23 protein-coding genes are annotated in these 24,148 nt (G+C 67.3%); 7 read left to right on the plus strand and 16 right to left on the minus strand.

Annotated features, from left to right (window positions below; translation table 11 throughout):
- Window positions 1–7: 7 nt before the first annotated feature.
- A complete protein-coding gene (lnt, locus tag G6N28_RS24615) occupies window positions 8–1,438 on the plus strand; it encodes an apolipoprotein N-acyltransferase (protein WP_163906600.1) in 1,431 nt (476 codons plus the stop codon).
- Here the strand turns inward: lnt and G6N28_RS24620 are convergent.
- Window positions 1,383–1,826 (minus strand): universal stress protein, encoded by a 444-nt coding sequence (locus tag G6N28_RS24620; protein WP_163904937.1) that lies wholly within the window; start codon window positions 1,824–1,826, stop codon window positions 1,383–1,385. The genes lnt and G6N28_RS24620 overlap by 56 nt on opposite strands.
- Window positions 1,827–2,193: 367 nt before the next feature.
- On the opposite strand from G6N28_RS24620, the gene G6N28_RS24625 reads away from it, so the two are divergent.
- The gene (locus G6N28_RS24625; RefSeq protein ID WP_163904940.1) at window positions 2,194–2,859 is read left to right on the plus strand and encodes a UdgX family uracil-DNA binding protein; all 666 of its coding nucleotides are present in this window, start codon (window positions 2,194–2,196) and stop codon (window positions 2,857–2,859) included.
- Here G6N28_RS24625 and G6N28_RS24630 read toward each other — a convergent pair.
- The 5 genes from G6N28_RS24630 to uvrB form a co-directional block, all read right to left on the minus strand.
- Window positions 2,856–3,116 (minus strand): hypothetical protein, encoded by a 261-nt coding sequence (locus tag G6N28_RS24630; protein WP_235674685.1) that lies wholly within the window; start codon window positions 3,114–3,116, stop codon window positions 2,856–2,858. The two genes, G6N28_RS24625 and G6N28_RS24630, sit on opposite strands and share 4 nt — an antisense overlap.
- Window positions 3,117–3,303: 187 nt before the next feature.
- The gene (locus G6N28_RS24635; RefSeq protein ID WP_163904944.1) at window positions 3,304–4,737 is read right to left on the minus strand and encodes an MFS transporter; all 1,434 of its coding nucleotides are present in this window, start codon (window positions 4,735–4,737) and stop codon (window positions 3,304–3,306) included.
- A gap of 64 nt (window positions 4,738–4,801) precedes the next feature.
- Complete coding sequence (locus tag G6N28_RS24640; RefSeq protein ID WP_163904946.1) at window positions 4,802–5,587, minus strand: ribosome hibernation promotion factor; 786 nt, start codon at window positions 5,585–5,587, stop codon at window positions 4,802–4,804.
- A 74-nt stretch (window positions 5,588–5,661) separates the two neighbouring features.
- Window positions 5,662–6,123 carry a hypothetical protein gene (locus G6N28_RS24645; protein ID WP_163904948.1) on the minus strand — a complete coding sequence of 154 codons (462 nt, stop codon included), beginning with the start codon at window positions 6,121–6,123 and terminating at the stop codon, window positions 5,662–5,664.
- A 114-nt stretch (window positions 6,124–6,237) separates the two neighbouring features.
- Window positions 6,238–8,400: an excinuclease ABC subunit UvrB gene (uvrB, locus tag G6N28_RS24650; protein ID WP_163904950.1), complete on the minus strand. Its 2,163-nt coding sequence runs from the start codon at window positions 8,398–8,400 to the stop codon at window positions 6,238–6,240.
- An 81-nt stretch (window positions 8,401–8,481) separates the two neighbouring features.
- Between uvrB and G6N28_RS24655 the strand changes: the two genes are divergently transcribed.
- Window positions 8,482–8,988 (plus strand): ribonuclease FAU-1 family protein, encoded by a 507-nt coding sequence (locus G6N28_RS24655; RefSeq protein ID WP_179962236.1) that lies wholly within the window; start codon window positions 8,482–8,484, stop codon window positions 8,986–8,988.
- An 86-nt stretch (window positions 8,989–9,074) separates the two neighbouring features.
- Window positions 9,075–9,638 (plus strand): hypothetical protein, encoded by a 564-nt coding sequence (locus G6N28_RS24660; RefSeq protein ID WP_163904952.1) that lies wholly within the window; start codon window positions 9,075–9,077, stop codon window positions 9,636–9,638.
- Between the two features lie 4 nt (window positions 9,639–9,642).
- Here the strand turns inward: G6N28_RS24660 and coaE are convergent, their stop codons facing one another.
- The 5 genes from coaE to G6N28_RS24685 form a co-directional block, all read right to left on the minus strand.
- On the minus strand, window positions 9,643–10,803 hold the full coding sequence (coaE, locus tag G6N28_RS24665; protein WP_163904954.1) for a dephospho-CoA kinase: 1,161 nt from the start codon (window positions 10,801–10,803) through the stop codon (window positions 9,643–9,645).
- An 18-nt stretch (window positions 10,804–10,821) separates the two neighbouring features.
- On the minus strand, window positions 10,822–12,267 hold the full coding sequence (gene rpsA, locus G6N28_RS24670; RefSeq protein ID WP_163904956.1) for a 30S ribosomal protein S1: 1,446 nt from the start codon (window positions 12,265–12,267) through the stop codon (window positions 10,822–10,824).
- A gap of 153 nt (window positions 12,268–12,420) precedes the next feature.
- On the minus strand, window positions 12,421–13,638 hold the full coding sequence (locus tag G6N28_RS24675; protein ID WP_163904958.1) for a threonine/serine exporter family protein: 1,218 nt from the start codon (window positions 13,636–13,638) through the stop codon (window positions 12,421–12,423).
- Between the two features lie 12 nt (window positions 13,639–13,650).
- Window positions 13,651–16,383 carry a DNA polymerase I gene (polA, locus tag G6N28_RS24680; protein ID WP_163904960.1) on the minus strand — a complete coding sequence of 911 codons (2,733 nt, stop codon included), beginning with the start codon at window positions 16,381–16,383 and terminating at the stop codon, window positions 13,651–13,653.
- Window positions 16,384–16,451: 68 nt separating this feature from the next.
- A complete protein-coding gene (locus tag G6N28_RS24685; protein ID WP_235674686.1) occupies window positions 16,452–16,820 on the minus strand; it encodes a hypothetical protein in 369 nt (122 codons plus the stop codon).
- Between the two features lie 165 nt (window positions 16,821–16,985).
- Between G6N28_RS24685 and G6N28_RS24690 the strand changes: the two genes are divergently transcribed.
- Genes G6N28_RS24690 through G6N28_RS24700 form a run of 3 tightly spaced genes read left to right on the plus strand, consistent with a single transcriptional unit; the run spans window position 16,986 to window position 18,911 of the window.
- Window positions 16,986–17,426, plus strand: a complete 441-nt coding sequence (locus tag G6N28_RS24690; protein WP_170307917.1) for a Zn-ribbon domain-containing OB-fold protein — start codon at window positions 16,986–16,988, stop codon at window positions 17,424–17,426.
- Window positions 17,423–18,622, plus strand: a complete 1,200-nt coding sequence (locus G6N28_RS24695) for a lipid-transfer protein (protein WP_163904964.1) — start codon at window positions 17,423–17,425, stop codon at window positions 18,620–18,622. Before G6N28_RS24690 ends, G6N28_RS24695 begins: the two co-directional genes overlap by 4 nt.
- Window positions 18,623–18,650: 28 nt before the next feature.
- Window positions 18,651–18,911, plus strand: coding sequence for a DUF167 domain-containing protein (locus G6N28_RS24700; protein WP_163904967.1), 261 nt, complete (start codon window positions 18,651–18,653; stop codon window positions 18,909–18,911).
- A 40-nt stretch (window positions 18,912–18,951) separates the two neighbouring features.
- On the opposite strand, the gene G6N28_RS24705 is transcribed toward G6N28_RS24700, so the two are convergent.
- The 5 genes from G6N28_RS24705 to G6N28_RS24725 form a co-directional block, all read right to left on the minus strand.
- Window positions 18,952–19,695, minus strand: coding sequence for an ABC transporter ATP-binding protein (locus G6N28_RS24705; RefSeq protein WP_163904969.1), 744 nt, complete (start codon window positions 19,693–19,695; stop codon window positions 18,952–18,954).
- The gene (locus G6N28_RS24710; RefSeq protein ID WP_163904971.1) at window positions 19,679–20,506 is read right to left on the minus strand and encodes an ABC transporter ATP-binding protein; all 828 of its coding nucleotides are present in this window, start codon (window positions 20,504–20,506) and stop codon (window positions 19,679–19,681) included. The genes G6N28_RS24705 and G6N28_RS24710 overlap by 17 nt, the downstream gene beginning before the upstream one ends.
- Window positions 20,503–21,708, minus strand: coding sequence for a branched-chain amino acid ABC transporter permease (locus tag G6N28_RS24715; RefSeq protein WP_163904973.1), 1,206 nt, complete (start codon window positions 21,706–21,708; stop codon window positions 20,503–20,505). Before G6N28_RS24715 ends, G6N28_RS24710 begins: the two co-directional genes overlap by 4 nt.
- Window positions 21,705–22,751, minus strand: a complete 1,047-nt coding sequence (locus tag G6N28_RS24720; RefSeq protein WP_163904975.1) for a branched-chain amino acid ABC transporter permease — start codon at window positions 22,749–22,751, stop codon at window positions 21,705–21,707. The genes G6N28_RS24715 and G6N28_RS24720 overlap by 4 nt, the downstream gene beginning before the upstream one ends.
- 83 nt (window positions 22,752–22,834) lie before the next feature.
- Entirely contained in the window at window positions 22,835–24,046 is a 1,212-nt protein-coding gene (locus G6N28_RS24725) for a branched-chain amino acid ABC transporter substrate-binding protein (protein ID WP_163904977.1), read from the minus strand.
- Window positions 24,047–24,148: the final 102 nt, after the last annotated feature.

Genomic DNA, 24,148 nt, shown 5'->3' on the forward strand with positions numbered 1-24,148 from the left:
AGCCGCGCTGCCTGCCGGCGCGCTGCTCGCCCTGGCCTTTCCCGCGCCGTCGTTGTGGTGGCTGGCGTGGTTCGGCGTGGTGCCGTTACTGCTGGTCGTGCGCGCGGCGCCGACGGCGGTCCAGGGCGCCGTGCGCGCCTGGGCCGGAATGTCCGGTTTCGTGCTGGCCGTCCAGTACTGGGTGTGGCCGTTTGCCGGACCGCTGCTGGTGCTGCTGGCCGCGGCACTCGGTGCGCTGTGGCTGCCGTGGGGGTGGGCCGCGCACCGCCTGCTCGGCGGCCAGGTCACAACCCGCGGGGTACTGGCGGCCACGGTCGTGCTGCCCGGCGCGTGGGTGCTCGCCGAGGCCGTGCGGTCGTGGCACCGGCTCGGCGGGCCGTGGGCGCTGCTCGGCGCGTCGCAGTGGAATCAGCCCGCGACGCTGGCCCCGGCGTCGGCGGGCGGGGTTTGGCTGGTCAGCTTCCTGATCGTCGCCGCCAACACCGCGCTCGCCGGGGTGGTGCTGCGGCGCTCGATCCGGGCGGTTGCGCTGCCCGCCGCCATCGTGGCCGTCGGCCCGGCGTGGTTCTGGCTCGAACCGGCGCCCGCGGACGAGCCGGCCACGCGCGTCGCGCTGGTGCAGCCCGGCGACATCACCGACGGCACCGCTCGTCAGGCCGCCAGTGAGGCGTTGACACGGGAACTCGCCGGGCAACGGCTCGACCTCGTGGTCTGGGGTGAGAGCAGCGTGGACGTCGACCTGGACAGCGACCCAGAGGTCGCTGCCCGGCTTGCCGAGCTGTCCCGTCGGGTCGGGGCCGGCCTGCTGGTGAACGTCGACGCGCGCGCCGCGTCGGGCGGGATCTACAAGTCCGCGGTGCTGGTCGAACCGGACGGTGTGCAAGGAACGTACGCGAAGTCGCGGCTGGTGCCGTTCGGCGAGTACGTGCCGTTCCGGACGGTGCTGGGCTGGGCCACCCGGCACACCGACGCCGCCGGGGAGGACCGGTGGCGCGGCGGCGGACCGGTGGTGCTGCACACGGGCGAGCTCGCGGTCGGACCGTTGATCAGCTTCGAGGCGCTGTTCTCCGACCTGCCCCGGCGGTTGGTGGATCTGGGCGCGGACCTGCTGGCGTACCAGAGCGCGACGTCGAGCTACCAGGGCAGCTGGGCTCAGCCGCAGCTGGCGAGCCTGGTCGCCGTACACGCCGTCGAAGTCGGTCATCCGGCGATCCATGCCGCGACGTCAGGGGTCAGTTCAGCGTTCGACGCCAGCGGACGACGACTGGGCTGGCTTGCCGCCGCTGAACGCGGCGTCGTCGTGGTCGATGTTCCGCTGAGCTCGCGGACCACCGGCTACCAGCGGTTCGGCGACTGGGTGATCGTGGTGGCGTTGCTGTCCTTTACGGCGTGGTGTGCACGATCAGCACGTCGATCTTGGCGCGACGCGCCACGTTAGCGGGCACCGAACCGAGCAACCGCCCGGCGATGGTGGACAGCCCGACGTTACCGACCACCAGCAGGTCGGCCTTGACCTCTTCGGCCAGTTCGACTAGCGCGTCGACCGGCGCGCCGACGACCGCCTTCTCCTCGACGTTCTTCGCGCCGGCCTGCTGCGCCCGCTCACGGGCCTCGCGGAGGATGGCGTAGATGGGCGCGTTGCCCGCCATCTTGTAGCCCTCGTCCTTGAGCACATCGGCGGCCCGTTGGTCTTCCTCTTGCGGAAAGTACGCCGTCGCAACGATCAATTTGGCGTTTTCTCCAGCGATATGGCCGGCCTTCTCCACCGCGCGCAGCGATGAATCGGATCCGTCCGTGCCAACCACGACGGTCTGATAGGCGCTCATCCATATCCTCCCAAAGTCAATTTCAACGCCACCCGAGACAGTAACCCTTTCGGACCCGAACATGGGTGCGAATCACTACACATGAATACCATTTGTCCTGCCATTGTGGTGCGCCCATGCTGGCAAAATCACCTCGCGACGCCGCGCGTGACCTGCCCTACACCCGGCAATATTCCTGTCGGAGAACGGGTATCGGTGCGAGCCGAAACTACGTCCGGCAAAACCGAACCGCCCGCGATTCGTCAGGGCACCGCAATCGTCGGAAGGGCAAATTTTCAATTCGGTGGGGGCGGTTCGGTATTCAAATATTCGAACAGAGATAACGCTCGGTTGGTTTCCGCGCGACCAGGCGGGTACCCCGGTGGTCATGGCAGCCCGAACCGCCGCGGAGTTCATTCCCGACACCGCCGATCTCGACGAGCTGGCGGCGTCCGCACAGGGCTGCAAGGGATGCGACCTGTATCTGGACGCCACGCAGGCCGTGTTCGGCGCCGGTTCGGGCGCCGCGGAGATGGTGTTGGTCGGTGAACAGCCCGGGGACCAGGAGGACAAGGCGGGCGCACCGTTCGTCGGGCCGGCGGGGCGGCTTCTCGACAAGGCGCTGCTGGCCGCCGGAATCGACCGCGACCGGCTCTACGTCACCAACGCGGTGAAGCACTTCAAGTTCACCCGGACCGAACGCGGAAAGCGGCGCATCCACAAGAAACCCAGTCGCACCGAGGTGGTGGCGTGCCGGCCGTGGCTGATCCACGAACTGATGGTGCTGCAACCCGATGTGGTCGTGCTGATGGGCGCAACCGCTTCACAGTCGTTGCTGGGCAGTGCGTTTCGCCTCACCGCACACCGCGGTGAGGAGCTGAGCCTGCCCCCCGTAGAGGACATGGACGTCCTCGACTTCGACCCGCGGGTGACGGTGACCGTGCATCCGTCATCGGTGCTGCGCGGACCACCGTCCGAGCGGGACAAGGCCTTCGACGCGTTGGCGGCCGATCTGCGTTTCGCCGCCGGACTTCTCCCGCAGAAGAGCCGCTAGCAGGCCGCCGGTGGCACCCACATCGACACGGCGGGCGGAACCCATGCGCACGGCCCGCCGTAGCGCGGCCCGTCCCAGCCCGCGCGCCGCCAGTCGTGGCGCCAGTCGTCCCAGTCGTCGTCCCAGTGTGGCCGGTCGAGCTTCCACGTCGCGCCCGGCGAATTGGGAACCGCTTGCTCGGCGCTGGCCACACCCGCACCGACACCGAGGGCCGTGAAGCCCAGCGCGCCGACCATCGCCGCTCCGGCTCCGAGCATCCTCACATTCACGATAAATCCCTTACTACTGCGTCAAATTCAACTTTCCGATCCGGGATCAATGTTAGCGCCGCGGGCCCCGTCGGCGCGATGCCCTTTCCCGCCGACCTCGAATGACCTTGTACCGCGTGGGAATTCGTATCCCATCTTTCCGCGAAATAGCATTCCGGGCGGTGAAACCGTCTGCCTAGCAACCCGGAATGCTATTTCGCGGCGACAGGCGGGCTCGCGGTTGTCGTCCGCTGCGCACGGACGCGATGACACCGACCGCCGCCAACGCGGCAAACGCGGCAAACAACCAGCGCGCGGGCGTGGCGTCGCCGGTCTCGGTCAAGTTGACCACCACCCCGGCCAACCCCGCGCCCAATGCGCCGCTGATCAGCTGGACGGTATTGATCGCCGCGGCCGCGGCCGGGCCCTCTGCGGGATCGTCAACCCGGCTCATCGCCCACGCCGACAGGTGCGGCCAGGCCATGCCGACCCCGGCGCCGGTGATGAACAGCGCGACCGCCCACATGGCGACACGGGCGACCGACGCGTCGTCGGACATCGTCACCGCGGTCAGGGCCAGGCCGGCGGCCATCACCAGCGGAGCGATCGCGACCGTGCGCCTGATGGTGCGAGCGGTGCGCAGCGAGGCGCTGCCGATCTCGCTTGCGGTCCAACCGATGGCCAGGCCGGCGCCCAGGAACCCGGCCGCGACGGGGGTCAGGTGCGCCAACCGTTGACCGAACAACGGCACGTACATGTCCGCCATGGTCGCGGCCATCAACACACCCAACGTCACGTAGATCCATTTCAGCGGGCCGGGGCCGAACGCGCTCGGCGGCAGTACCGCTGCCTGTCGCCGACGATCGATGTAGAGGAATGCCGCGACGAGTGCGCCGCCGAGAACCAGCAAGCCGGCGGTGGCCCGCACGTCGCGGGGCACCCCGGCGACGCTCACCGCCAGCGCCGCAAGCCCCAACAGCACCAGCGACCACACCGGGACGGGCGTCGCCGTCACCTCGTCGGCGACGTCGTTGCGCACCGGCAACGCGACCGGAACCAGCAACGCCATCGCGGCCGTCAGGATCGCCAGCACGCCGAATGCCCAACGCCACGAACCGAATTGAGCAAACAGCCCGCCGGCGGCGGGGCCGAGCAGCGTGCCCACCCCCCACATCGCCGATACCAGCGCCGACGCCTTGGTCCACAGCGTGTTCGGCAGCACGGTGTTGATGACGGCGTAGCCCAGACCCGCCAACAGGCCACCGGCAAATCCCTGCACCGTGCGGCCCACCAGCAGGGTCTCCATGGTGGGCGCGACCGCGCACGCCACGCTGCCCCCGCCGAACACGGTAAGGGCGGCCAGATATGACCGTCGCGGGCCGAACCGCAGCAGGGTCGAGTGCACGGTGGTGGCGGCCACCACCGACGCCACCAGATACACCGTGGTCACCCAGGCGTACAACCGATGCCCACCGATTTCGCCGACGGCGCTGGGCATCAGGCTGATGGTGAGGAACTCGTTGGTCGCATACAGCGCGACACCACCCGCGAGCACGGTCGAGGCGCCGAGATTGTTCGGGCCCAGCAACGCCCGCCAACTGCCGGCGGTTATCGGCGCTTCGTCGGTCACGTGACCACGTTATGAGCTCAACTGAAGTTGAGGTCAACACCTCGCTTCACGGCGGGTGCAGCGGTCAGCCGGCGGGAGTGACCAACCCGTAGTGACCGTCGTAGCGGCGATACAGCACGCCCGCGCGGCCCTGGGCGGCGTCGATGAAGAACAGAAACGGCAGCCCCAGCAGGCCGAGACGCTCGGTGGCCTGCTCGACGGTGATGCATGGCGGCGGCGTCGAACTGAGGGTCACCGGCCGCTCGAAGGGCGCCAGCTGCTCCGCGGGCACCGGCGCGACCTGCGCCACCCGGTAGCCGTCGCCGTCCCGGTAGATGACGCTGGCCATCCCGGTGCCCTTCTCGGTGAACAGGTGAAAGTCGTAGTCGAGCAGCTCCATTTCCGTGGCCGCCTCGTCGACGGTGCAGGCCGCGAGCGTGTAGGACTTGCGCCGGACGATCTCGCGCTCCTCCGGTGGAATCTCCACATAGGGGGGCCGCTCGGCGAGGTTGTTCTGGGCGACACTCGTCTGCTGGTTGTTGCGTCGGTCCTCCCAGATCTCGGCGGCTTGCCGCAACCGGCGGCGCAGGCGATCGTCGAGGCGGTCGATCGCTTCGTGCGCGGTACCGCCCTGCGCCTGAGCCCGGATCAGCCTGCCGTCCACGTCGAGGTTCGCCTGCGCGATCACCGGGTGCTCCTGCGCCGGGTTGCCGTGCTTGGTGAGTTTGACGTGGGCGTGCTTGATGGGCCGGTGCGCGAACCGATCCAAGGTCGAGATCTTCTCTTTGGCGTAGTCGGCGGCCCCGGGCAGTTGACCGCGGGTCGTCACGTCGACATCGAAGCCCCGCGTGGTATCGGTTGATTCGCTCATGCCTTCGTTCTACGCGACCGGGCGCCCCGGCGCGAGGGCCGAAGGTCACCCGACCGCACAACCTGCGTCACATATCAGGCGGCACGCGGCATCTCACCGCCGGACTCCACCGGAGTGTCCGTTTGCCCCGCGGACGTGGGCCGCCAGCCCGCGTAGGCGAGGTAGAGCCCGATCAGACCCAGCACCGCGTAGACGAACCGCCAGACTCCGACCGCACCGATCATCTGATCGCCGAGGTCGGCGAACACACCCGGAAACGCCATCAGCAAAATCGCCTCTGCCGTCAGTAACCACCCCAGCACCGAGACGATGATCGCGGCGGGCTCTCGCCAGAACTGGTGGAAGGCCAGGATGGTGAGGCCGCCGAGCAAGCCGAAGGCACCGGTTATCCAGGGCCAGACCGCGCTGCCGGTGAACTCCGACAGGATCGCGGGCATGTCGTTGGCGCGGACCACCACCGTGATGGCGGCTATGGTGAGAAACGGTCCCAACACGCGGGCGAATGCCCGGGTGCGCCGTTGAGACATGACAGTCATCGATTCCTCCCTTCGGATGCGTCCATCCGATCACCGCGCCGCATCCCGGGCACAGGGCCGAAGGTCGACCGCTCGAGGGACTTGCGTCACCTGATCGCCCGCCGCGCGGACGGGCTACTTGAGCCCGGCGGCGTCCATGCCGCGGAGTTCCTTCTTCAGGTCGGCGATCTCGTCGCGGATGCGCGCGGCGAGCTCGAACTGCAGATCCCGCGCAGCGGCCATCATCTGCTCGGTCAGTTCCCTGATCAGATCCGCGAGCTCGGCGCGCGGCATGTTCGTGGTGTCGCGGCCCTCGATGATGCCGGCGCTGACGGCCCGGCCGGGCTCTCCCTGCGCGCGACGGCCGCGGGACGCGTTGCGGCCCGACCCGCCGATCTCGATGTCGTCGGCCTCGCGATAGACCTGGTCGAGGATGTCGGCGATCTTCTTACGCAGCGGTTTCGGGTCGATGCCGTTGGCCTCGTTGTAGGCGATCTGCTTGGCGCGGCGCCGCTCGGTCTCGTCGATGGCCTCCCGCATCGAGTCGGTGATGTTGTCGGCGTACATGTGCACTTCGCCGGAGACGTTGCGGGCAGCGCGCCCGATGGTCTGGATCAGGCTGCGCGTGGACCGCAGGAACCCTTCCTTGTCGGCGTCGAGGATCGCCACCAGTGACACCTCGGGCAGGTCCAGCCCCTCGCGCAGCAGGTTGATACCGACCAGCACGTCGAAGTCCCCCAGCCGCAACTGCCGCAACAGCTCGACACGGCGCAACGTGTCCACCTCGGAGTGCAGGTAGCGCACCCGGATCCCCATCTCGAGCAGGTAGTCGGTGAGATCCTCGGCCATCTTCTTTGTCAGCGTGGTGACCAGCGCCCGCTCGTCACGTTCGGTGCGTTGCCGGATCTCGCCGATCAGGTCGTCGATCTGGCCTTTCGTCGGTTTAACGACGACCTTCGGGTCGACCAGGCCGGTCGGGCGGATCACCTGCTCGACCACCTCGCCGCGGGACTGGCTCAGCTCGTACGGGCCCGGTGTGGCCGACAGGTACACCGTCTGCCCGATCCGGTCGGCAAACTCCTCCCAGGTCAGCGGCCGGTTGTCGACGGCGGAGGGCAGCCGGAACCCGAAGTCGACGAGGTTGCGCTTGCGGGAGATGTCGCCTTCATACATGCCGCCGATCTGCGGCACCGTGACGTGTGACTCGTCGATGACGAGCAGAAAGTCTTCCGGAAAGTAGTCCAGGAGCGTTGCGGGCGCCGAGCCCGGTGGTCGGCCGTCGATGTGGCGCGAGTAGTTCTCGATGCCGGAGCAGAACCCGACCTGACGCATCATCTCGATGTCGTAGTTGGTTCGCATCCGCAGCCGCTGCGCCTCGAGCAGCTTGCCCTGCCCCTCCAGTTCCGCCAGCCGCTCCTCCAGCTCCTGCTCGATCGTGGAGATCGCGTGCGCCATCCGCTCGGGGCCGGCCACGTAGTGGGTGGCCGGGAAGATCCGCAGCGAATCGACCTTGCGAACGACATCGCCGGTCAGCGGATGCAGGTAGTAGAGCTCTTCGACCTCGTCGCCGAAGAACTCGATGCGGACGGCGAGCTCTTCGTAGCTGGGGATGATCTCGACGGTGTCGCCGCGCACCCGGAACGACCCGCGGGTGAACGCCGTGTCGTTGCGGGTGTACTGGACGTCGACCAGCAGCCGCAGCAGCGCGTCGCGGGGCACCTCGTCGCCCACGTTGATCTGGACGCTGCGGTCCAGGTAGGACTGCGGTGTGCCCAGGCCGTAGATGCACGACACCGACGCCACCACGACCACGTCGCGACGCGACAGCAGCGCCGAGGTGGCGGAGTGCCGCAGCCGCTCGACATCGTCGTTGATCGAGCTGTCCTTCTCGATGTAGGTGTCGGTCTGCGCGATGTACGCCTCGGGCTGGTAGTAGTCGTAGTACGAGACGAAGTACTCAACCGCGTTGTGCGGCAACATTTCCCGCAACTCGTTGGCCATCTGGGCCGCCAGTGTCTTGTTCGGCTCCATCACCAGGGTGGGCCGCTGCACCCGTTCGATCAGCCACGCCGTCGTCGCCGATTTGCCGGTTCCGGTGGCACCCAGCAGGACCACGTCGCGCTCACCGGCCTTGATCCGGCGCTCGAGCTCGTCGATGGCGGCCGGCTGGTCGCCCGCCGGCGAGTACGGGCTGACCACCTCGAACCGACCGCCCGCGCGCACCAGACCGTCCACGGCATCGACGGCTGGTCGGTACTCGGAATGCGCCACCACCGGGCGCTCGGTCGCGAAGGCCATAATTCACCAGACTAGAACCAGCCACCGACAGATTCTGTTCCGGCGGCTCACGCGGTCGCGGCGCCACAGTAGGCTGAGCCCATCCACGCTCCCAAACACGAGACGTTCGATCTGGTCGCCCGCACCAACACCGACCCGAAAGGCATCGTGCGGGTGGTCGACGTCTACACCGTTCAGCCCTGGGGTCTCTACATGGCCAGGCCCACGCCGGGCCGCGTGCAGTTCCACTATCTGGAGTCGTGGCTGCTGCCGTCGCTGGGTTTGCGGGCCACGGTGTTCCACTTCAACCCCGGCCACCACCGCGACCAGGACTTCTACCTCGACGTCGTCCATATCAGGACCGGACCGACGGCCTGGCACACCGAAGACCACTATCTGGATCTCGTGCTGCGCACCGGCCGCGGTGTCGAGCTCTGCGACGTCGACGAGTTACTGACCGCGGTCCGCCACGGCCTGTTGACCCCCGAGGGCGCCGAACGGGCGGTCGCCACCGCCGTGTCCGCGATCGACGGCCTCGCCAGGCACGACTACGACCTCAACCGGTGGCTCGCCGGTCACGGCATGACCCTCACCTGGCGGGACGCGTAACGGTCGGTCGTCGCGCACCGATCTTGATAGTGATGTCCATAGAACCGAGTTTGGCCGGGCCCGACCGGACGGTAGTCTCTCGTCGCATGAGCCCCACCAGGCGCAGGTGGACGGCCGCGGCCGCCGTTGCGGGCGTGCTCGCCGGCGTGCAGGTGATGCCGGCCGCGGCGCACGCCCAGCCCGACGACGATCTCCAGACCCAGGAGCAACCTGCGCAGACCGAAGCCGAGGTGCTGCACAACATCATCTACCGCGCCCGCATCGACGGGGTGTCCCGCGGGGCCACGATCACCTACACCGCCCAGGGCAACCAGATCCAGTCCGCCGATCCGACCATGGTGCCGGGGCGGGTTTTCGAGGTGAACACCGTCCTGGCCGAGTCGAGCACGGCAAGGATGCGCGTCGCGATCGAGTGGCCGTACTCGGCGAACCTGCACTGCGAGATTCTGGTCGACGATCAGATCGCCGCACAGGCCGATGATTTCATCGGGCCGACGGTGCTGCCCCAGCGCGACGATCCCGACTATGGCGCGCTGGTCTGCGAAGCGCCGGTGAGCGGCGTAGCGAACACGGTGCCCGTCGACCCGAACGCACCGCCACCAGTCGACGGGCACGCTCCCCCGCAGGTCGAACCGCCGCCGCTGACCTGAGGGGCTAGGCGCGCCACCCGGTGGTGGAGGCCCACTCCCAGGCGCGCCGATAGGCGTCGAGAAACCACGGTTCCTTGGCCTGCACGTAGTCCACGGTCGACAAGGCGTGCCGCTTGGCCTTCAGATACTCTTCTCGCACACCGGGATTGGCGCGCAGCCAGTCCGTGAACAGCAGCGCGAACTGCTGGTTCGGCCAGCCGTCGACGCGGATGTGGATGTTGGCGGGCCTGCCGGGATCGGCGGCGCAGTGCAGTCGTTTGCGCCATACCCGCGGGTCGTCGGTGTGCGCCACATCGGCGGTGATGTCGTCCCGGCGCGGGAAGCCCACCCCGGCCAGCGGCTCGGCAAGAGCGTCGGCGTCCTCGAGCGAGGCGACGGTGGCCTGGACATCGATGACGTCCTTGGCGTCCATCCCCACCACCGCCGTGGAGCCGATGTGGTCGACGCGTAAAACCTTTGCACCACCAGCCATTTCGACGCGCTTGATGATCCGTGCCGCATCCTCGGGCCATGTCGGACGGTACGGCGTGAGCTCGCGGGCGAGTTTGGCGCACGTCCGCGTACGAATGTTGTGCGCGAGGGGCAGCACGCGGTTGTACCAGAGATCGCGGGCCTTCTCGACGAGCTCGCCCTGCGAACCCGAGTTGTCAAGCAGCACATCGGCGATCGCGCGGCGTTGCTCTTCGGTCGCCTGCGCGGCAATGCGCGCGCGGGCATCGGCTTCATCCATGCCCCGCTTGATCAACCGGGCCACCCGTGTCTCCACAGGGGCGGTGACCACGACGACCAGCGGGAACAACGGCGCCATGCCGGTCTCCACCAGCAGAGGGATGTCCTCCACCACCACGGTGTCCTCCGACACCGCGGCGATGATCTCCTCGCGCCGCTTTCCGACAAGCGGATGCACGATCTCGTTCAACAGCGCGCGGGATTTGTCGTCCCGAAACGCCTTGGCGGCCAGCGCGGGCCGGTTCAGGGCGCCGTGGGGCAACAGGATGTCCTCGCCGAACGCCTCGACCAGCTGCTTGAGCCCCTCCGTACCGGGCTCGACCACTTCCCTCGCGATGACGTCACCGTCGACGATGACGCCGCCGCACTCGCTGAACACAGCGGACACCGTTGACTTGCCGGCGCCGATCCCGCCGGTCAGACCGATGCGCAGCATCGCTGGGGAGCTACCGCGTCAGGCGGAGCCGGCGAGCTTCTCCCGCAGCGCCGCGAGTTGCTCGTCGCTGGCCAGCGAGCCGCCGGCAGGAGCATCCTCGCCGCGCGAGGTGCCGTTGGCGGCCGACGGGTTGGCCGCCTCCTCCGCCTCGGCAGCGGCGAACTTCTCCATCTGCGCGGTGTGCATCTTGTGCCTGCGCTCGGCCTCGGCGTAGCGGGCCTCCCACTCCTCACGCTGCTTCTCGAAACCCTCGAGCCATTCGTTGGTCTCGGGATCGAAGCCCTCGGGGAAGATGTAGTTGCCCTGCTCGTCGTAGCTGTCGGCCATGCCGTACTTGCTCGGGTCGAACTCTTCGAGGTAGTCCTCGTTGGCCTGCTTGAGGCTCAGGGAGATCCGGCGACGCTCCAGGTCGATGTCGATGACCTTGACCATCGCGTCGTCGCCGACCTGCACCACCTGGTCGGGCACCTCGACGTGGCGTTCGGACAGCTCGGAGATGTGCACCAGGCCCTCGATGCCCTCCTCGACGCGCACGAACGCACCGAACGGCACCAGCTTGGTGACCTTGCCGGGCACGATCTGGCCGATCGCGTGGGTGCGGGCGAAGTGACGCCACGGATCTTCCTGGGTCGCCTTCAGCGACAACGAAACCCGCTCGCGGTCCATGTCGACGTCGAGCACCTCGACGGTGACCTCGTCGCCCACCTGGACCACCTCGGATGGGTGGTCGATGTGCTTCCAGGACAGCTCGGAGACGTGCACCAGGCCGTCCACACCGCCGAGGTCGACGAACGCGCCGAAGTTGACGATGCTGCTGACCACGCCCTTGCGGATGGCGCCCTTCTGCAGCTGGTTGAGGAACTCGCTGCGCACCTCGGACTGGGTCTGCTCCAGCCAGGCGCGGCGGCTCAGCACCACGTTGTTGCGGTTCTTGTCCAGCTCGATGATCTTGGCCTCGATCTCTCGGCCGATATACGGCTGCAGATCGCGAACCCGGCGCATCTCGACCAGCGAGGCCGGCAGGAAGCCGCGCAGGCCGATGTCGAGGATCAGGCCGCCCTTGACGACCTCGATGACGATGCCCTTGACGGCCTCGTCCTTCTCTTTGAGCTCTTCGATGGTGCCCCAGGCACGCTCGTACTGAGCGCGCTTCTTGGACAGGATCAACCGGCCTTCCTTGTCCTCCTTGGTGAGGACCAGGGCTTCGACCTCATCGCCCACGGAAACGACCTCGTTGGGGTCGACGTCGTGCTTGATGGAAAGTTCACGGGACGGGATGACGCCTTCGGTTTTGTAACCGATGTCGAGCAGGACTTCGTCGCGGTCAACCTTGACGATCGTCCCTTCGACGATGTCGCCATCGTTGAAGTATTTGATGGTTTTGTCGATGGCGGCGAGAAAGTCCTCGCTCGAGCCGATGTCGTTGACGGCTACTTGGGGCGAGGTGACGGAGGGACTTGGCATGTGGTGGGTTGCTCCGGACAAGTTTGGTCGTAGGGACTAGGACGTTGAGTTATCTGTAATACCCGCCACGGATCATCCGTAAGCCAATGCGCAAAACCCATGGACGAGTACCCGTCGAGGGTACTCGACTGACTCCACGCTGGACAAACCCGGTCAGCTGTGGCGGCGCCGGATCATCTGCCACAGCACGAAACCGGTCTGCAGGCCGATGGCCACCGAGAACATCGAGATGAACGTGACGCCGAGGGCGGAGTCACCGTCGGCGCCGAACAACTCGGCAATTCCGATCAGCCCCATCGAACCCGGCACCAACAGCCAGAACCCGGGCAGGATCATCGTGATCGCAGGCGGCGCCGTGGGCCGGCGGGACAGCGTCAACGCGCCGAGAGTCAACACCAGACCACCGCAGAACCCGCTGGCGTAGCTGCCCAGCAGAAGATCACCCAGGTACTGGGCGATATACGCGGCGTAGGCGACGAACAGCAGCCACGGGAAGAACGACATCGGCGGGCCGAGGAACAGCATGACCCCGACCGCATACACCGCCACCCCCACCCACGGCGCCCACGGACCCAGCTTGTTCAGCGGACTGGAGGTGAGGTTGGCGGTGTCCTCGCCGAGCAGTTGCACGGCGATCAGGATGCCGAAGACCAGCTGTGCCAGCTGGATGAAGCCGCTGACCAGACGACTGGATCCGGAGATCGTGTCGCGCGAGGTGAGCTCGATGACCGCCAGCGTGATGGCGGCACCGGGCAGGAACATCGCCAGCGGGGGAATCAGGGCGCGCAGACCGATGTGGTCGAGGCCGAGGTGTTCGGCCACGGCGATGCTGACCGTGGCCACAGTGAAGGCGCTGATCACCGGGACCAGCTGGGCGCCGACACCGAATCGTCGCCCCACAACGGCGATGAGACCCACCATCAGCCCCAGTACGGTGGCACCCAGCAGGTTCAGCGGCGTCGGTTCCAACACCAGCCCGAGGCCCGCGCTCCACACGCCGTAGCCGAGCACGGTCACCCACTCGGGATAGCGGGCGGGCATCGCCAGAATGTCGTCCAGCCTGGTGTTGCCCTCGGCCGGATCGACGTGGCCACGCATGGTGGCCGACACCAGCCGCGCCAGCGGGAAAGTCTGATCGAACCGCAGATCGGTGTCCAGGTGCGCCGATTTCATCGTCGTCCCCGAGCCGGTGGCCGGGCCGACGACCTGCACGGTGTTGGGTAGGGCCAGGAAGTCGTTGGGCACGCTGTAGGCGGCGGACGCGCGCTCGAGCATCTGCCGGATCAGGGTGACCGGGTAGTTTGCCGCGCCCATGGCCGAGCCCAGCCGAGCCAGAAATCGAATCTGCTGGTCAGTCGGTGCGGTATCCATGAGTCTCAGGCGTTAGTGGGCCGCCGAGTCCCACGTCCGGCCGAACCCGACCGAGATCTCCAGCGGAACATCCAACGGATGGGCGCTGCCCATCTGTTCGCGGACCAGCTTCTCCAGGGTGTCGCGCTCGTCCGGTGCCACCTCGAACAGCAGCTCGTCGTGCACTTGCAGCAGCATCCGCGACTGCAACCCGGTGTCCTTGAGCACCTTGTCGACGTTGATCATCGCCTTCTTGATGATGTCGGCGGCGCTGCCCTGGATCGGAGCGTTGAGCGCGGCGCGTTCCGCGGCCTCGCGGACCTGCCGGTTGCTGCTGTCCAGTTCCGGCAGATACCGCCGCCGGCCGAACACCGTGGAGGTGAAGCCATCCTTACGGGCCTGGTCGACGACGTCGCGCAGGTAGTCGCGGATGCCGCCGAACCGGTCGAAGTACTGCTCCATCTGCACCTTGGCTTCCTCGGTGGAGATCTTGAGCTGAGCGGCCAACCCGTAGGCGCTCAAGCCGTAGGCCAGGCCGTAGGACATCGCCTTGACCCGGCGCCGCAGCTCCGGCGTGACCTCGTCGATCGGCACGTCGAACGCGCGCGACGCCACGAACGAGTGCAGGTCCTCGCCGGTGCGAAACGCCTCGATCAGGCCCTCGTCCTTGGACAGGTGCGCCATGATGCGCATCTCGATCTGGCTGTAGTCCGCCGTCATCAGCTCCGCGAAACCGTTGCCGACGACGAACGCGTCGCGGATGCGCCTGCCCGCCTCGGTGCGGATCGGGATGTTCTGCAGGTTGGGATCCGTCGACGACAACCGGCCGGTGGCGGCGATGGTCTGGTTGAACGTGGTGTGGATGCGTCCATCGGAGGCCACCGCGTTCAGCAGTCCGTCGACGGTGACCTTCAGTCGGGTGGCGTCGCGGTGGGCCAGCAGATGCTGCAGGAAGGGGTGGCCGGTCTTCTCGAAAAGGCTCTGCAGCGCGTCGGCGTCGGTGGTGTACCCGGTCTTGGTGCGCTTGGTCTTCGGCATCTCCAGCTCGTCGAACAGCACCACCTGCAGCTGTTTGGGCGAGCCGAGGTTGATCTGCTTGCCGATCACCGCGTACGCGGCCTCCGCCGCATCACGAATGTGGTCGGCGAAGTCGCTTTGCAGCTCGCCGAGCCGGTCCAGGTCGACGGCGATGCCAGCGGTCTCCATTTCGGCCAGCACCCGCTGCACCGGAAGTTCCATGTTGCTCAGCAGTGCCAGCGAGTCGATCCGTGCGAGCTCCTCGTCGAGCGCGTCGGCGAGATCCATCACCGCGCTCGCCCGCAGGATCAGCGTCTGGACCGCCTGGTCGTCAGGGCCGTCGCCGTCGTCAAGTAACGAAAGTTGCTGCTGCTCAGGGTTTTCCGCGCGTAGCTCGCGCTTCAAGTACCGCAGCGACAGGTCGTCGAGTGTGAAGCTGCGCTGCCCGGGGCGCACGAGGTAGGCGGCAAGCGCGGTGTCCGACGTGACGCCCGCGAGTTTCCAGCCGCGGCCTTCCAGATCGTGCATCGCGAGCTTGGCCTCGTGCAGCGCCTTGGGCACGCCGGGGTCGGCCAGCCAGGACGCCAGTGCAGCTTCGTCTTCGGGTGTCAGCGTGGCGGTGTCGATGTAGCGTCCGTCGCCGTCGGGGGCGACGATGGCCAGCGCGGTGGCGTCGCTGTCGAAGGCCTTATGCGTGCCCACCACGGCCAGCCCGAACCGCTTACCCAGGCTGTGTTCGGTCAGCCAGGTGGCCAGTTCGCCCGGTTCGAGCGCCCCGCCGCGGACCTCGAAGCCCTGGTCGACCTCGGGATCTGCGGATGCCAGCGTCTCGAACAACCGGTCGCGCAGCACCCGGAACTCGAGATCGTCGAACAGCCGGTGGATCTGGTCCCGGTTCCACGGCTGCATGCGCAGCGTGTCGGGGGTCTGCGCCAGCGGCACGTCCTTGACCAGGTCGGTCAGCTCCCGGTTGAGCACCACGCTGGACAGGTTGGCCCGCAGCGCGTCGCCGACCTTGCCCTTCACGGCGTCGACGTTGTCGACCAGCCCTTGCAGCGAACCGTATTCGGCGATCCACTTCGTCGCCGTCTTCTCCCCGACGCCGGGAATACCCGGCAGGTTGTCGCTGGGATCGCCGCGCAGCGCCGCGAAGTCCGGGTACTGCTGCGGGGTCAGCCCGTACTTCTCGCGCACGCCCTCCGGTGTGAATCGGGTGAGCTCGCTGACTCCCTTGCGCGGGTACAGCACCGTGACGTTGTCGCTGACCAGCTGCAGTGAGTCACGGTCGCCGGTGACGACGAGCACGCGGTATCCGGCTTCCTCGGCCTGGGTGGCCAGGGTGGCGATGATGTCGTCGGCTTCGTAACCGGGTTCGGCCAGCACGGTGATGCCGAGCGCGCCGAGCACCTCCTTGGTGATGTCGATCTGGCCGCGAAACTCATCGGGCGTCTTTGACCGGCCGGCCTTGTACTCGGGGTACTTGTCGGCCCGAAACGTCTGCCGCGACACGTCGAACGCCGCCGCGATGTGGGTGGGTTGTTCGTCGCGAAGCAGGTTGATCAGCATCGCGGTGAAGCCGTACACCGCGTTGGTGGTCAGCCCGCCCCTGGTCTTGAAGTTCTCCGCGGGCAGCGCGTAAAACGCCCGGTATGCCAGCGAATTGCCGTCCAGCAGCATCAGTGTCGGCTTCTGTTCGGCGGCAGGAGCCGAACCGGTCTTCTTGTCGGTGGCGGTGCTGGTTGGGCTCACGGCCTTACTCTATGCACCGCGTGTGACAAGCAGTAGGCACCCTCGAAAGCCCTCAGAAGCTCAGAAGCTCAGAAGCCGAGCAACATGCGGAACTGCTGACCGACCTCCACCGACTGGCCGATGCGCACCGCCCAGCCGTCGAACGCGGCCTTGGTCTCCCCGGGATGCCATCCGAGTTCCTTGGCGACGCGGATCATTCCGGCCTGATCGACGATCCCGCGTGCCTGCGCCTCCCTGGCGAGCCTGGCGTAGTCCTGTAGTGAGATGCCGTGGATCGGCTGCCAGATCGGATCTTCGGCGCCGCGGGAGCGGGTCGAGGGCCCGGCCAATGCTGCGAGGTCGATCGGTCCTGCGGTCCGCGCGTCGACGGACGGCAACGAGATCGGCGCCTCTTTTCGCTTTCCGACACGACGCCCCATCGCTTCACCGGCCCTCATCTGCCCGCCCCCGGATCGTGATGTATGGGCGGACGCTACCTGGATTACCCGCATTTACGGTGCAGAATCGCCGAGGCCGCCGTTCGGCGTCCCCCGCGCCAACGGCCCGGCGCGGAACTGGAACACGTTTCAGGTTGGCCGCTCGGGGTCGGTAGGCTGACCGGCGTGTCCGCAGCCTCTACTCAGCCCGCCATCGACGGGTGGTTCGCCACCGACGAGTCCGGCGCCCCCTATCTGATCGGCAGCAAATGCCATCGGTGCGGAACCTATGTGTTCCCGCCGCGCACGAACAATTGCCCGAACCCCACATGTGACGGCGACGAGCTGGCGCAGGTGCCGCTGTCTCGGCGTGGCACCCTGTGGAGTTACACGGAGAACCGCTATCCGCCGCCCGCGCCCTATCCGGCGCCCGACCCGTTCGAACCGTTCGCCATCGCGGCCGTGCAGCTGGCCGACGAGGGCATGATCATCTTGGGCAAAGTGGTGGAAGGCACGTTGGCCGAACATCTCAAGGTGGGCATGGAGATGGAGCTGACCACCATGCCCCTGTACGTCGACGATGACGGCGTCGAGCGCGTCGTGTACGCATGGAGGATCGCCCGATGAGCCCAGAACCGCTCTACATCCTCGGCGCGGGCATGCACCCGTGGGGCAAGTGGGGTAACGACTTCACCGAGTACGGCGTGGTCGCCGCCCGTGCCGCGCTGGCCGAGGCCGGCTTGGAGTGGCCGCAGATTCAGATGGTGGCGGGCGCCGACACCATCCGGAACGGCTACCCCGGCTTCATCGCCGGCTCGACGTTCGCCCAGAAGCTCGGCTGGAACGGCGTTCCGGTGTCCTCGTCGTACGCGGCGTGTGCCAGCGGCTCGCAGGCCCTGCAGAGCGCGCGGGCCCACATTCTGGCGGGCTTCTGCGACGTCGCACTGGTGGTCGGCGCGGACACGACGCCCAAGGGGGCGTTCGCACCCGTCGGCGGGGAACGCAAGAACGACCCGGACTGGCAGCGCTTCCACCTCATCGGCGCGATGAACCCGGTGTACTTCGCGCTGCTGGCCCGTCGCCGAATGGATCTCTACGGCGCGACGGCCGAGGATTTCGCCCAGGTCAAGGTGAAGAACTCGCGGCACGGCCTGCAGAACCCAAATGCGCGCTACCGCAAGGAATCCGCTGTCGACGATGTGTTGGCGAGCCCGATGGTCGCCGACCCGCTGCGGCAGCTGGACATCTGTGCGACGTCTGACGGTGCGGCGGCGCTGATCGTGGCGAGCAAGGCGTTCGCGCAGAAACACCTCGGCTCGCTCGACGGGGTACCGTCGGTGCGGGCGGTGAGCACGGTGACGCCGCGTTATCCCCAGCACCTTCCCGAATTGCCGGATATCGCAACGGATTCCACCGCCGCGGTGGCTGCGCCGCAGCGAGTGTTCAAGGACCAGATCCTCGACGCCGCGTACGCCGAGGCCGGTATCGGTCCCGAGGACGTGAACCTCGCCGAGGTATACGACCTGTCCACCGCGCTGGAGCTCGATTGGTACGAGCATCTCGGCCTGTGCGCCAAGGGTGAGGCCGAACAGTTGTTGCGCAGCGGCGCGACGACGATCGGCGGCAAGGTCCCGGTCAACCCCTCTGGCGGCCTGTCGTGCTTCGGCGAGGCGATTCCGGCGCAGGCCATCGCGCAGGTCTGCGAGCTCACCTGGCAGCTGCGGGGTCAGGCCACCGGTCGACAGGTCGAGGGCGCGAAGGTCGGGGTCACCGCGAACCAGGGCCTGTTCGGTCACGGCTCGTCGGTGATCGTCGCCCGATAGCCCCCTCCCCTTCTTTCGGCGAGCGTGCGTGTCTGAGGCCGACACACCGGGTTCCGCGGCGAGTTCGCGCACGGTCGTGGTGCGGGTCAAGCCGGGCAGCCGAAAGGGACCGTTGGTGGAAACCGGCGACGACGGCTCGTTGACGATCTACGTCAAGGAGCGCGCCGTCGACGGCAAGGCCAACGAGGCCGTCGTCAAGGTGCTGGCGCGTCACCTCGGCGTCGCGCCCAGCCGGGTGCGGCTGGTGTCGGGTAGGACGGCGCGGATCAAACGCTTCCGGATCGACTAGCGCCGCAGCGAGCGTGCGCAGACTCGCGGGCAAAGCGGGCTCAGGCGACGCCGAGGTAGGCGGCCCGAATACTGTCGTCGGCCAACAACTCTCGCGCGTCTCCCGACCGGGTGACCTCTCCGGTTTCCAGGATGTAGGCGCGGTCGGAACGGCTCAGCGCCTGTTGCGCGTTCTGTTCGACGAGCAGCACCGTGGTGCCCTGGGCGTTGATGTCGGCGATGATCTTGAAGATCTGCGAGATCACCATCGGCGCCAACCCCATCGACGGTTCGTCGAGCAGCAGCACCCGGGGCCGGGCCATCAGCGCGCGGCCGATCGCGAGCATCTGCTGTTCGCCGCCCGACAGCGTGCCACCGACCTGCGTGCGGCGCTCGGCGAGCCGCGGAAACAGCTCCAGCACCCAGTCCAGCCGCTCCCTGTGCTCGGCGCGCGACGCGAACTTGCGTCCGTAGCAACCCATTTCGAGGTTTTCGATCACCGTCATGCCCGGAAACACCCCGCGGCCCTCCGGCGCCTGGATCAGCCCGCGGGCAACCCGAAGGTGCGCCTTGAGCTTGGTGATGTCGTCGCCGTCGAACCACACCGATCCGGAGGTGAGCGGCCGCAATCCCGAGATCGCCCGCATCGTCGTCGTTTTGCCCGCGCCGTTGGAGCCCAGCAGCGTCACGAGCTCGCCGTCGCGGACCACCAACGAGATGCCGTGCAGCGCCCGGATGCGGCCGTACTGCACGACGACGTCGCGCAGCTCGAGCACGATCGGCTTGTCGTCACTCGATTTCGTCATCGGACACCCCTAGATACGCCGCGATGACCTTGGGGTCCTCGCGGATCTCGCTCGGCAGCCCGTCGGCGATCTTGCGGCCGAACTCCAGCACCACGATACGGTCCGTCACCCCCATGACCAGCCGCATGTCGTGCTCGATCAACAGCACGGTGTAGCCGTCGTCGCGGATCTTCTGGATCAGCTCGATCAGCGCGGCCTTCTCCCGCGGGTTGAATCCCGCGGCCGGTTCGTCCAGGCACAGGAGCTTGGGCTCGGTGGCCAGCGCACGCGCGATCTCCAGGCGCCGCTGGTCGCCGTAGGACAGGTTCTTCGCCTTCTCCTCACCGCGGTGCCCGATCCCCACGAAATGCAGCAGAGCAGCCGATCTCTCGATCGCCGAGCGTTCCTCGCGGCGGTGCCGCGGGCTCCGGACGAGCGCGCCGGGCACGGAGGTGAAGTGCCGGGCGTCGGTGCCGACCATGACGTTCTCCAGCGCGGTCATCTCGCCCCACAGCCGGATGTTCTGGAAGGTGCGGGCGATGCCGCGGCGGGTGATCTGGTGGCGTTTGATCCGGCCCAGCGGGGCGCCGTCGAACAGCACGGTGCCCGACGTCGGCCGGTACACGCCGGTGATCGCATTGAAACAGGTGGTCTTGCCTGCGCCGTTGGGTCCGATCAGGCCGAGGATCTCGCCGCGACGAATGTCGAACGACACCGAGTCCAGCGCCACCAGGCCGCCGAACTTCATGGTCAGATCCTTTGTCTGCAAGAGGATCTCACCCTCCGCGGCGTGGATATCGCGGTGAACGCCTGCCAGTTCCTCGATCGTCACCGCGCCGCCTCCTTCTCCGGCGAGCGCAACAGGTTGCGCGCGGCTTTACTGTAGGCCAGCAGTTGCTGACGGGCGGGGAACAGCCCTTGGGGGCGGAAGATCATCAGTATCACCAGCGCCAACCCGAAGAACAGGTATTTCAGGTCGCCCAGGTTGATCCCGAGGAACTCGACGCCGAGCAGCCGGTTCGGCAGGTAGACGATGATGAACGCCCCGACCACCACGCCGAGCTTGTTACCCTGCCCGCCCAGCACCACCGCACAGAGGAACAGCATCGAGTTGATGATGTTGAACGTCGGCGGTGCGACGAACTGCACCTGCCCGGCGTAGAGCGCGCCCGACAACCCGCCGATCGCGGCGCCGATCACAAAAGCCCACAACTTGAAGCGGAATGCGTTGACGCCCATGACCTCCGCGGCGTCCTCGTCCTCACGGATGGCGATCCAGGCGCGCCCGACCCGGCTGCGTTCGAGGTTGCCGACCAGCATCAGGATGACGACCATGAGGACGATCCCGAGCCAGAACCACCACGTGCCGTAGTTGGCGTCGCCTGCGGAGTTGCCGCTGGAGAACACGCCGTCGGGCAGCCGTTCGCTCTCCCCCACCCGGGGATAGGCGACCTCGTTGAGGCCCCGGGGCCCGTTGGTCACCTCGGACAGGTTGTCGGCCATCAGCCGGATGATCTCGCCGAAGCCGAGCGTGACGATGGCCAGGTAGTCGCCGCGGAGCCGAAGCGTCGGCGTGCCGAGGATCAGCCCGCTCAGCGCGGTGATGGCCATCGCCAGCGGCACACAGGCCAGCCAGGCCCAGTCCTCGTGCAGCCAGCCGGTGGGGCCCATCTTGTTCCAGGGGCTGTTCGGGCTGGTCAGCAGCGCGACGGTGTAGGCGCCGACGGCGTAGAAGCCGACGTAGCCGAGGTCGAGCAGGCCGGCCTGGCCGACCACGACGTTGAGCCCGATCGCGATGATCGCGACCATCGCGAACTGCGCCATGGTGCCGCCGAAGCTGATGTTCGGAGTGTCGAGGAACGGCGGCGGAAACAGCGGCAACAACGCCAGCAATCCGAAGGCGATGATCCCGAAGCCCCACTTCTGTACGCGCGAGAGCCGATCCCACCAGTGCCGCAACGCGTCTCCGGGCGCCAGCACCCTGGCGGACCACCCCGATCCGCGGTCGGAGGACGGCTTCTGAGTGGGTCTCATGCTCGTGCCTTCCCGAGGCTCTCACCGAGTATCCCGGTCGGCCGGAAGAACAACACCAGGACCAGCAGCACGAACGCCACCACGTCGCGCCACTGCGTGCCGAACACGGCCTGCCCGTAGTTCTCGATGATGCCCAGCAGCAGCCCCCCGAGCAGGGCGCCGCGCAGGTTGCCGATGCCGCCGAGCACCGCGGCGGAGAACGCCTTGATACCGAGCAGAAAGCCGCCGGAGTAGATGATGCCCTGGGGCACCTTGAGGGTGTACAGCAGCGCCGCCGCCCCCGCCAACAGGCCGCCGATCAAGAACGTCATCATGATGACGCGTTCCTTGGAGACGCCCATCAACGTCGCGGTGTCCGGATCCTGGGCCACCGCGCGGATTCCGCGCCCGAACTTGGTCTGGTTGATCGTCAGGTCGGTCAGCAGCGCCAGGATCAGCGCCGCGACGACGATGATCAACGTGATGTTGGAGACCGCGGCGCCGAACACGGTGAACTGGGTTTCGGGAGCGACGAGCCTGATCGGCTGCTGCGCGTTGGAGCCGCCGTAGCCATCGATGATTTTCGGCAGGATGAAGTGCACGAACTCCTGCAACACGAACGACATCCCGATCGCGGTGATCAGGAACGACAGCCGTTCGGCCCCGCGGTTGCGCAGCGGCCGGTATGCGACCGCCTCCAACCCGACGGCGGTGCCCGCCGACACCATCATCGCGAACAGCATCGCGATGCCCAGGTACAGCACTGTCAGCGGAATGCCCTTGTCGTAGGTGTTACCGCTCGGGGTGAAGCCAAGGATCATGTCCAGGCAGAAGTACGCGCCGAACATGCCGAACATGAAGACCTCGGAATGGGCGAAGTTGATCAGCTTCAACACGCCGTAGACCAGCGTGTACCCGACCGCCACCAGGGCGTAGATGGCGCCCCACGACAAGCCGTCGATCGTCAGTTGCCAGAAGCCGTCTCGCAGGCCGTCGAGGTTGAAGCCGATGCTGGCGGCCAGGCAGGCGGTCTCGCCAATGCACTCGGCGACAGTCCCGGTCATCCGGTGGCGGCTCCTCGCGGCTGCGGTCTTCTAGCGAAAACGCGTCCGAGCCTTGAGGTCTCGGACGCGTCCCGCCTCGATGGTTACTGGACCTTGTAGATCCAGATCAGGCTGGAGGTGAGCTCACCGGTGGGTGACCACTGGTACTGGCGCGCCACGCCCCGCCCGTCGTAGTTGCGCACATAGTCCAGCAGTGCCGGCCGCGTGATGGCGCCGGAGTCGATGCCCTTCAGCATAATCGTGCCCAGGTCGTAGCCCTCACTGCTGTAGGTGCCCGGTTCCTGGTTGAACTTCTGCCGGTACTCCTCGGCGAAGCTGCCCGTGGACGGACCGCACGGGCAGGACAGGATGGCGTCCTTCGCCGCGTCGCCCGCCTGCTTGACGAACTCCGGGTCCTTCGCGCCGTCGGCGCTGACAAAGGTACCGGCGAAGCCGCTGTCCTTGAGCTGCTGCACGAACGGCGACGCTTCGGCGTAGTAGCCGCTGAAGAACACCGAATCCGGGCTGGCCCCGTTGATCTGCGTCACCGCTGCCGAGAAGTCCTTGTCGCCCTTCTTCACCGAGATGTTGCAGGCCGGGTCGGCGACCGGACCGAGGGTTTCGCGCACGGTCTGGGCCAGGCCGAGACCGTAATCGGTGCTGTCGTCGACCACGCACACCTTCTGGTGGCCGAGGGTGTTCTTCATGTAGTTGGCCACCGCGGGGCCCTGCACGCCGTCGTTGCCCAGGCCGCGGAAGAAGGTCCGCCAGCCCTTGTCCGACAGCGTCACGTTGGTGGCCGAGGCCGTGGCCGCGACGAGGCCAGCCTGGTTGAACACGTCGCCGGTGGCCATGGTCTCACCGGAGAAGGCCGGGCCGATCAGGCCGATGGTGAAGGCGTCGTTGATGATCTGCGGCGCGATCTGGGTGGCTCGCTGCGGGTCGCCCTCGGTGTCGAAGGTCTTCAGCTGCACCTGGCACCCGGGGTTGGCGGCGTTGTGTTTGTCGACCGCCAGCTGAATGCCGTTCTTGATGTTGATGCCCAGCGCGGCGTCCGGTCCGTTCAGCGCACCGGCCATGGCGATCGAGACCGGCGGGCACTGCGCCTGCCCGTCGCCGGCGGGATCGGCAGGTGCGGCGCTTTCGTCGGGCGGCACTTCTGTGCCGTTCTGGTCGATCTGCACCTGCTCGACGATCTTGAGGTCGGTCTGTCCCGAATCCTCGCCGGGCTCGGACTGTTGGCAGCCGGCTAATGCCAACGCGAGCAGCCCCGCGCTTCCGATAGCAACTGCATTTCGTGCTACGCGACCGCGCACGTTTCACCTCCCGATCGAAGTTCTCGCCGGCATCGCATCAGCCCAGGTCGGTCCGGGTAGGCGCCGATGCCCCGGGAAGACCTTAGCCAACGCATGGCCGTG

It is taken from the genome of Mycolicibacterium pulveris (assembly GCF_010725725.1).
In the GTDB taxonomy this organism is placed as follows: Bacteria; Actinomycetota; Actinomycetes; order Mycobacteriales; family Mycobacteriaceae; genus Mycobacterium; species Mycobacterium pulveris.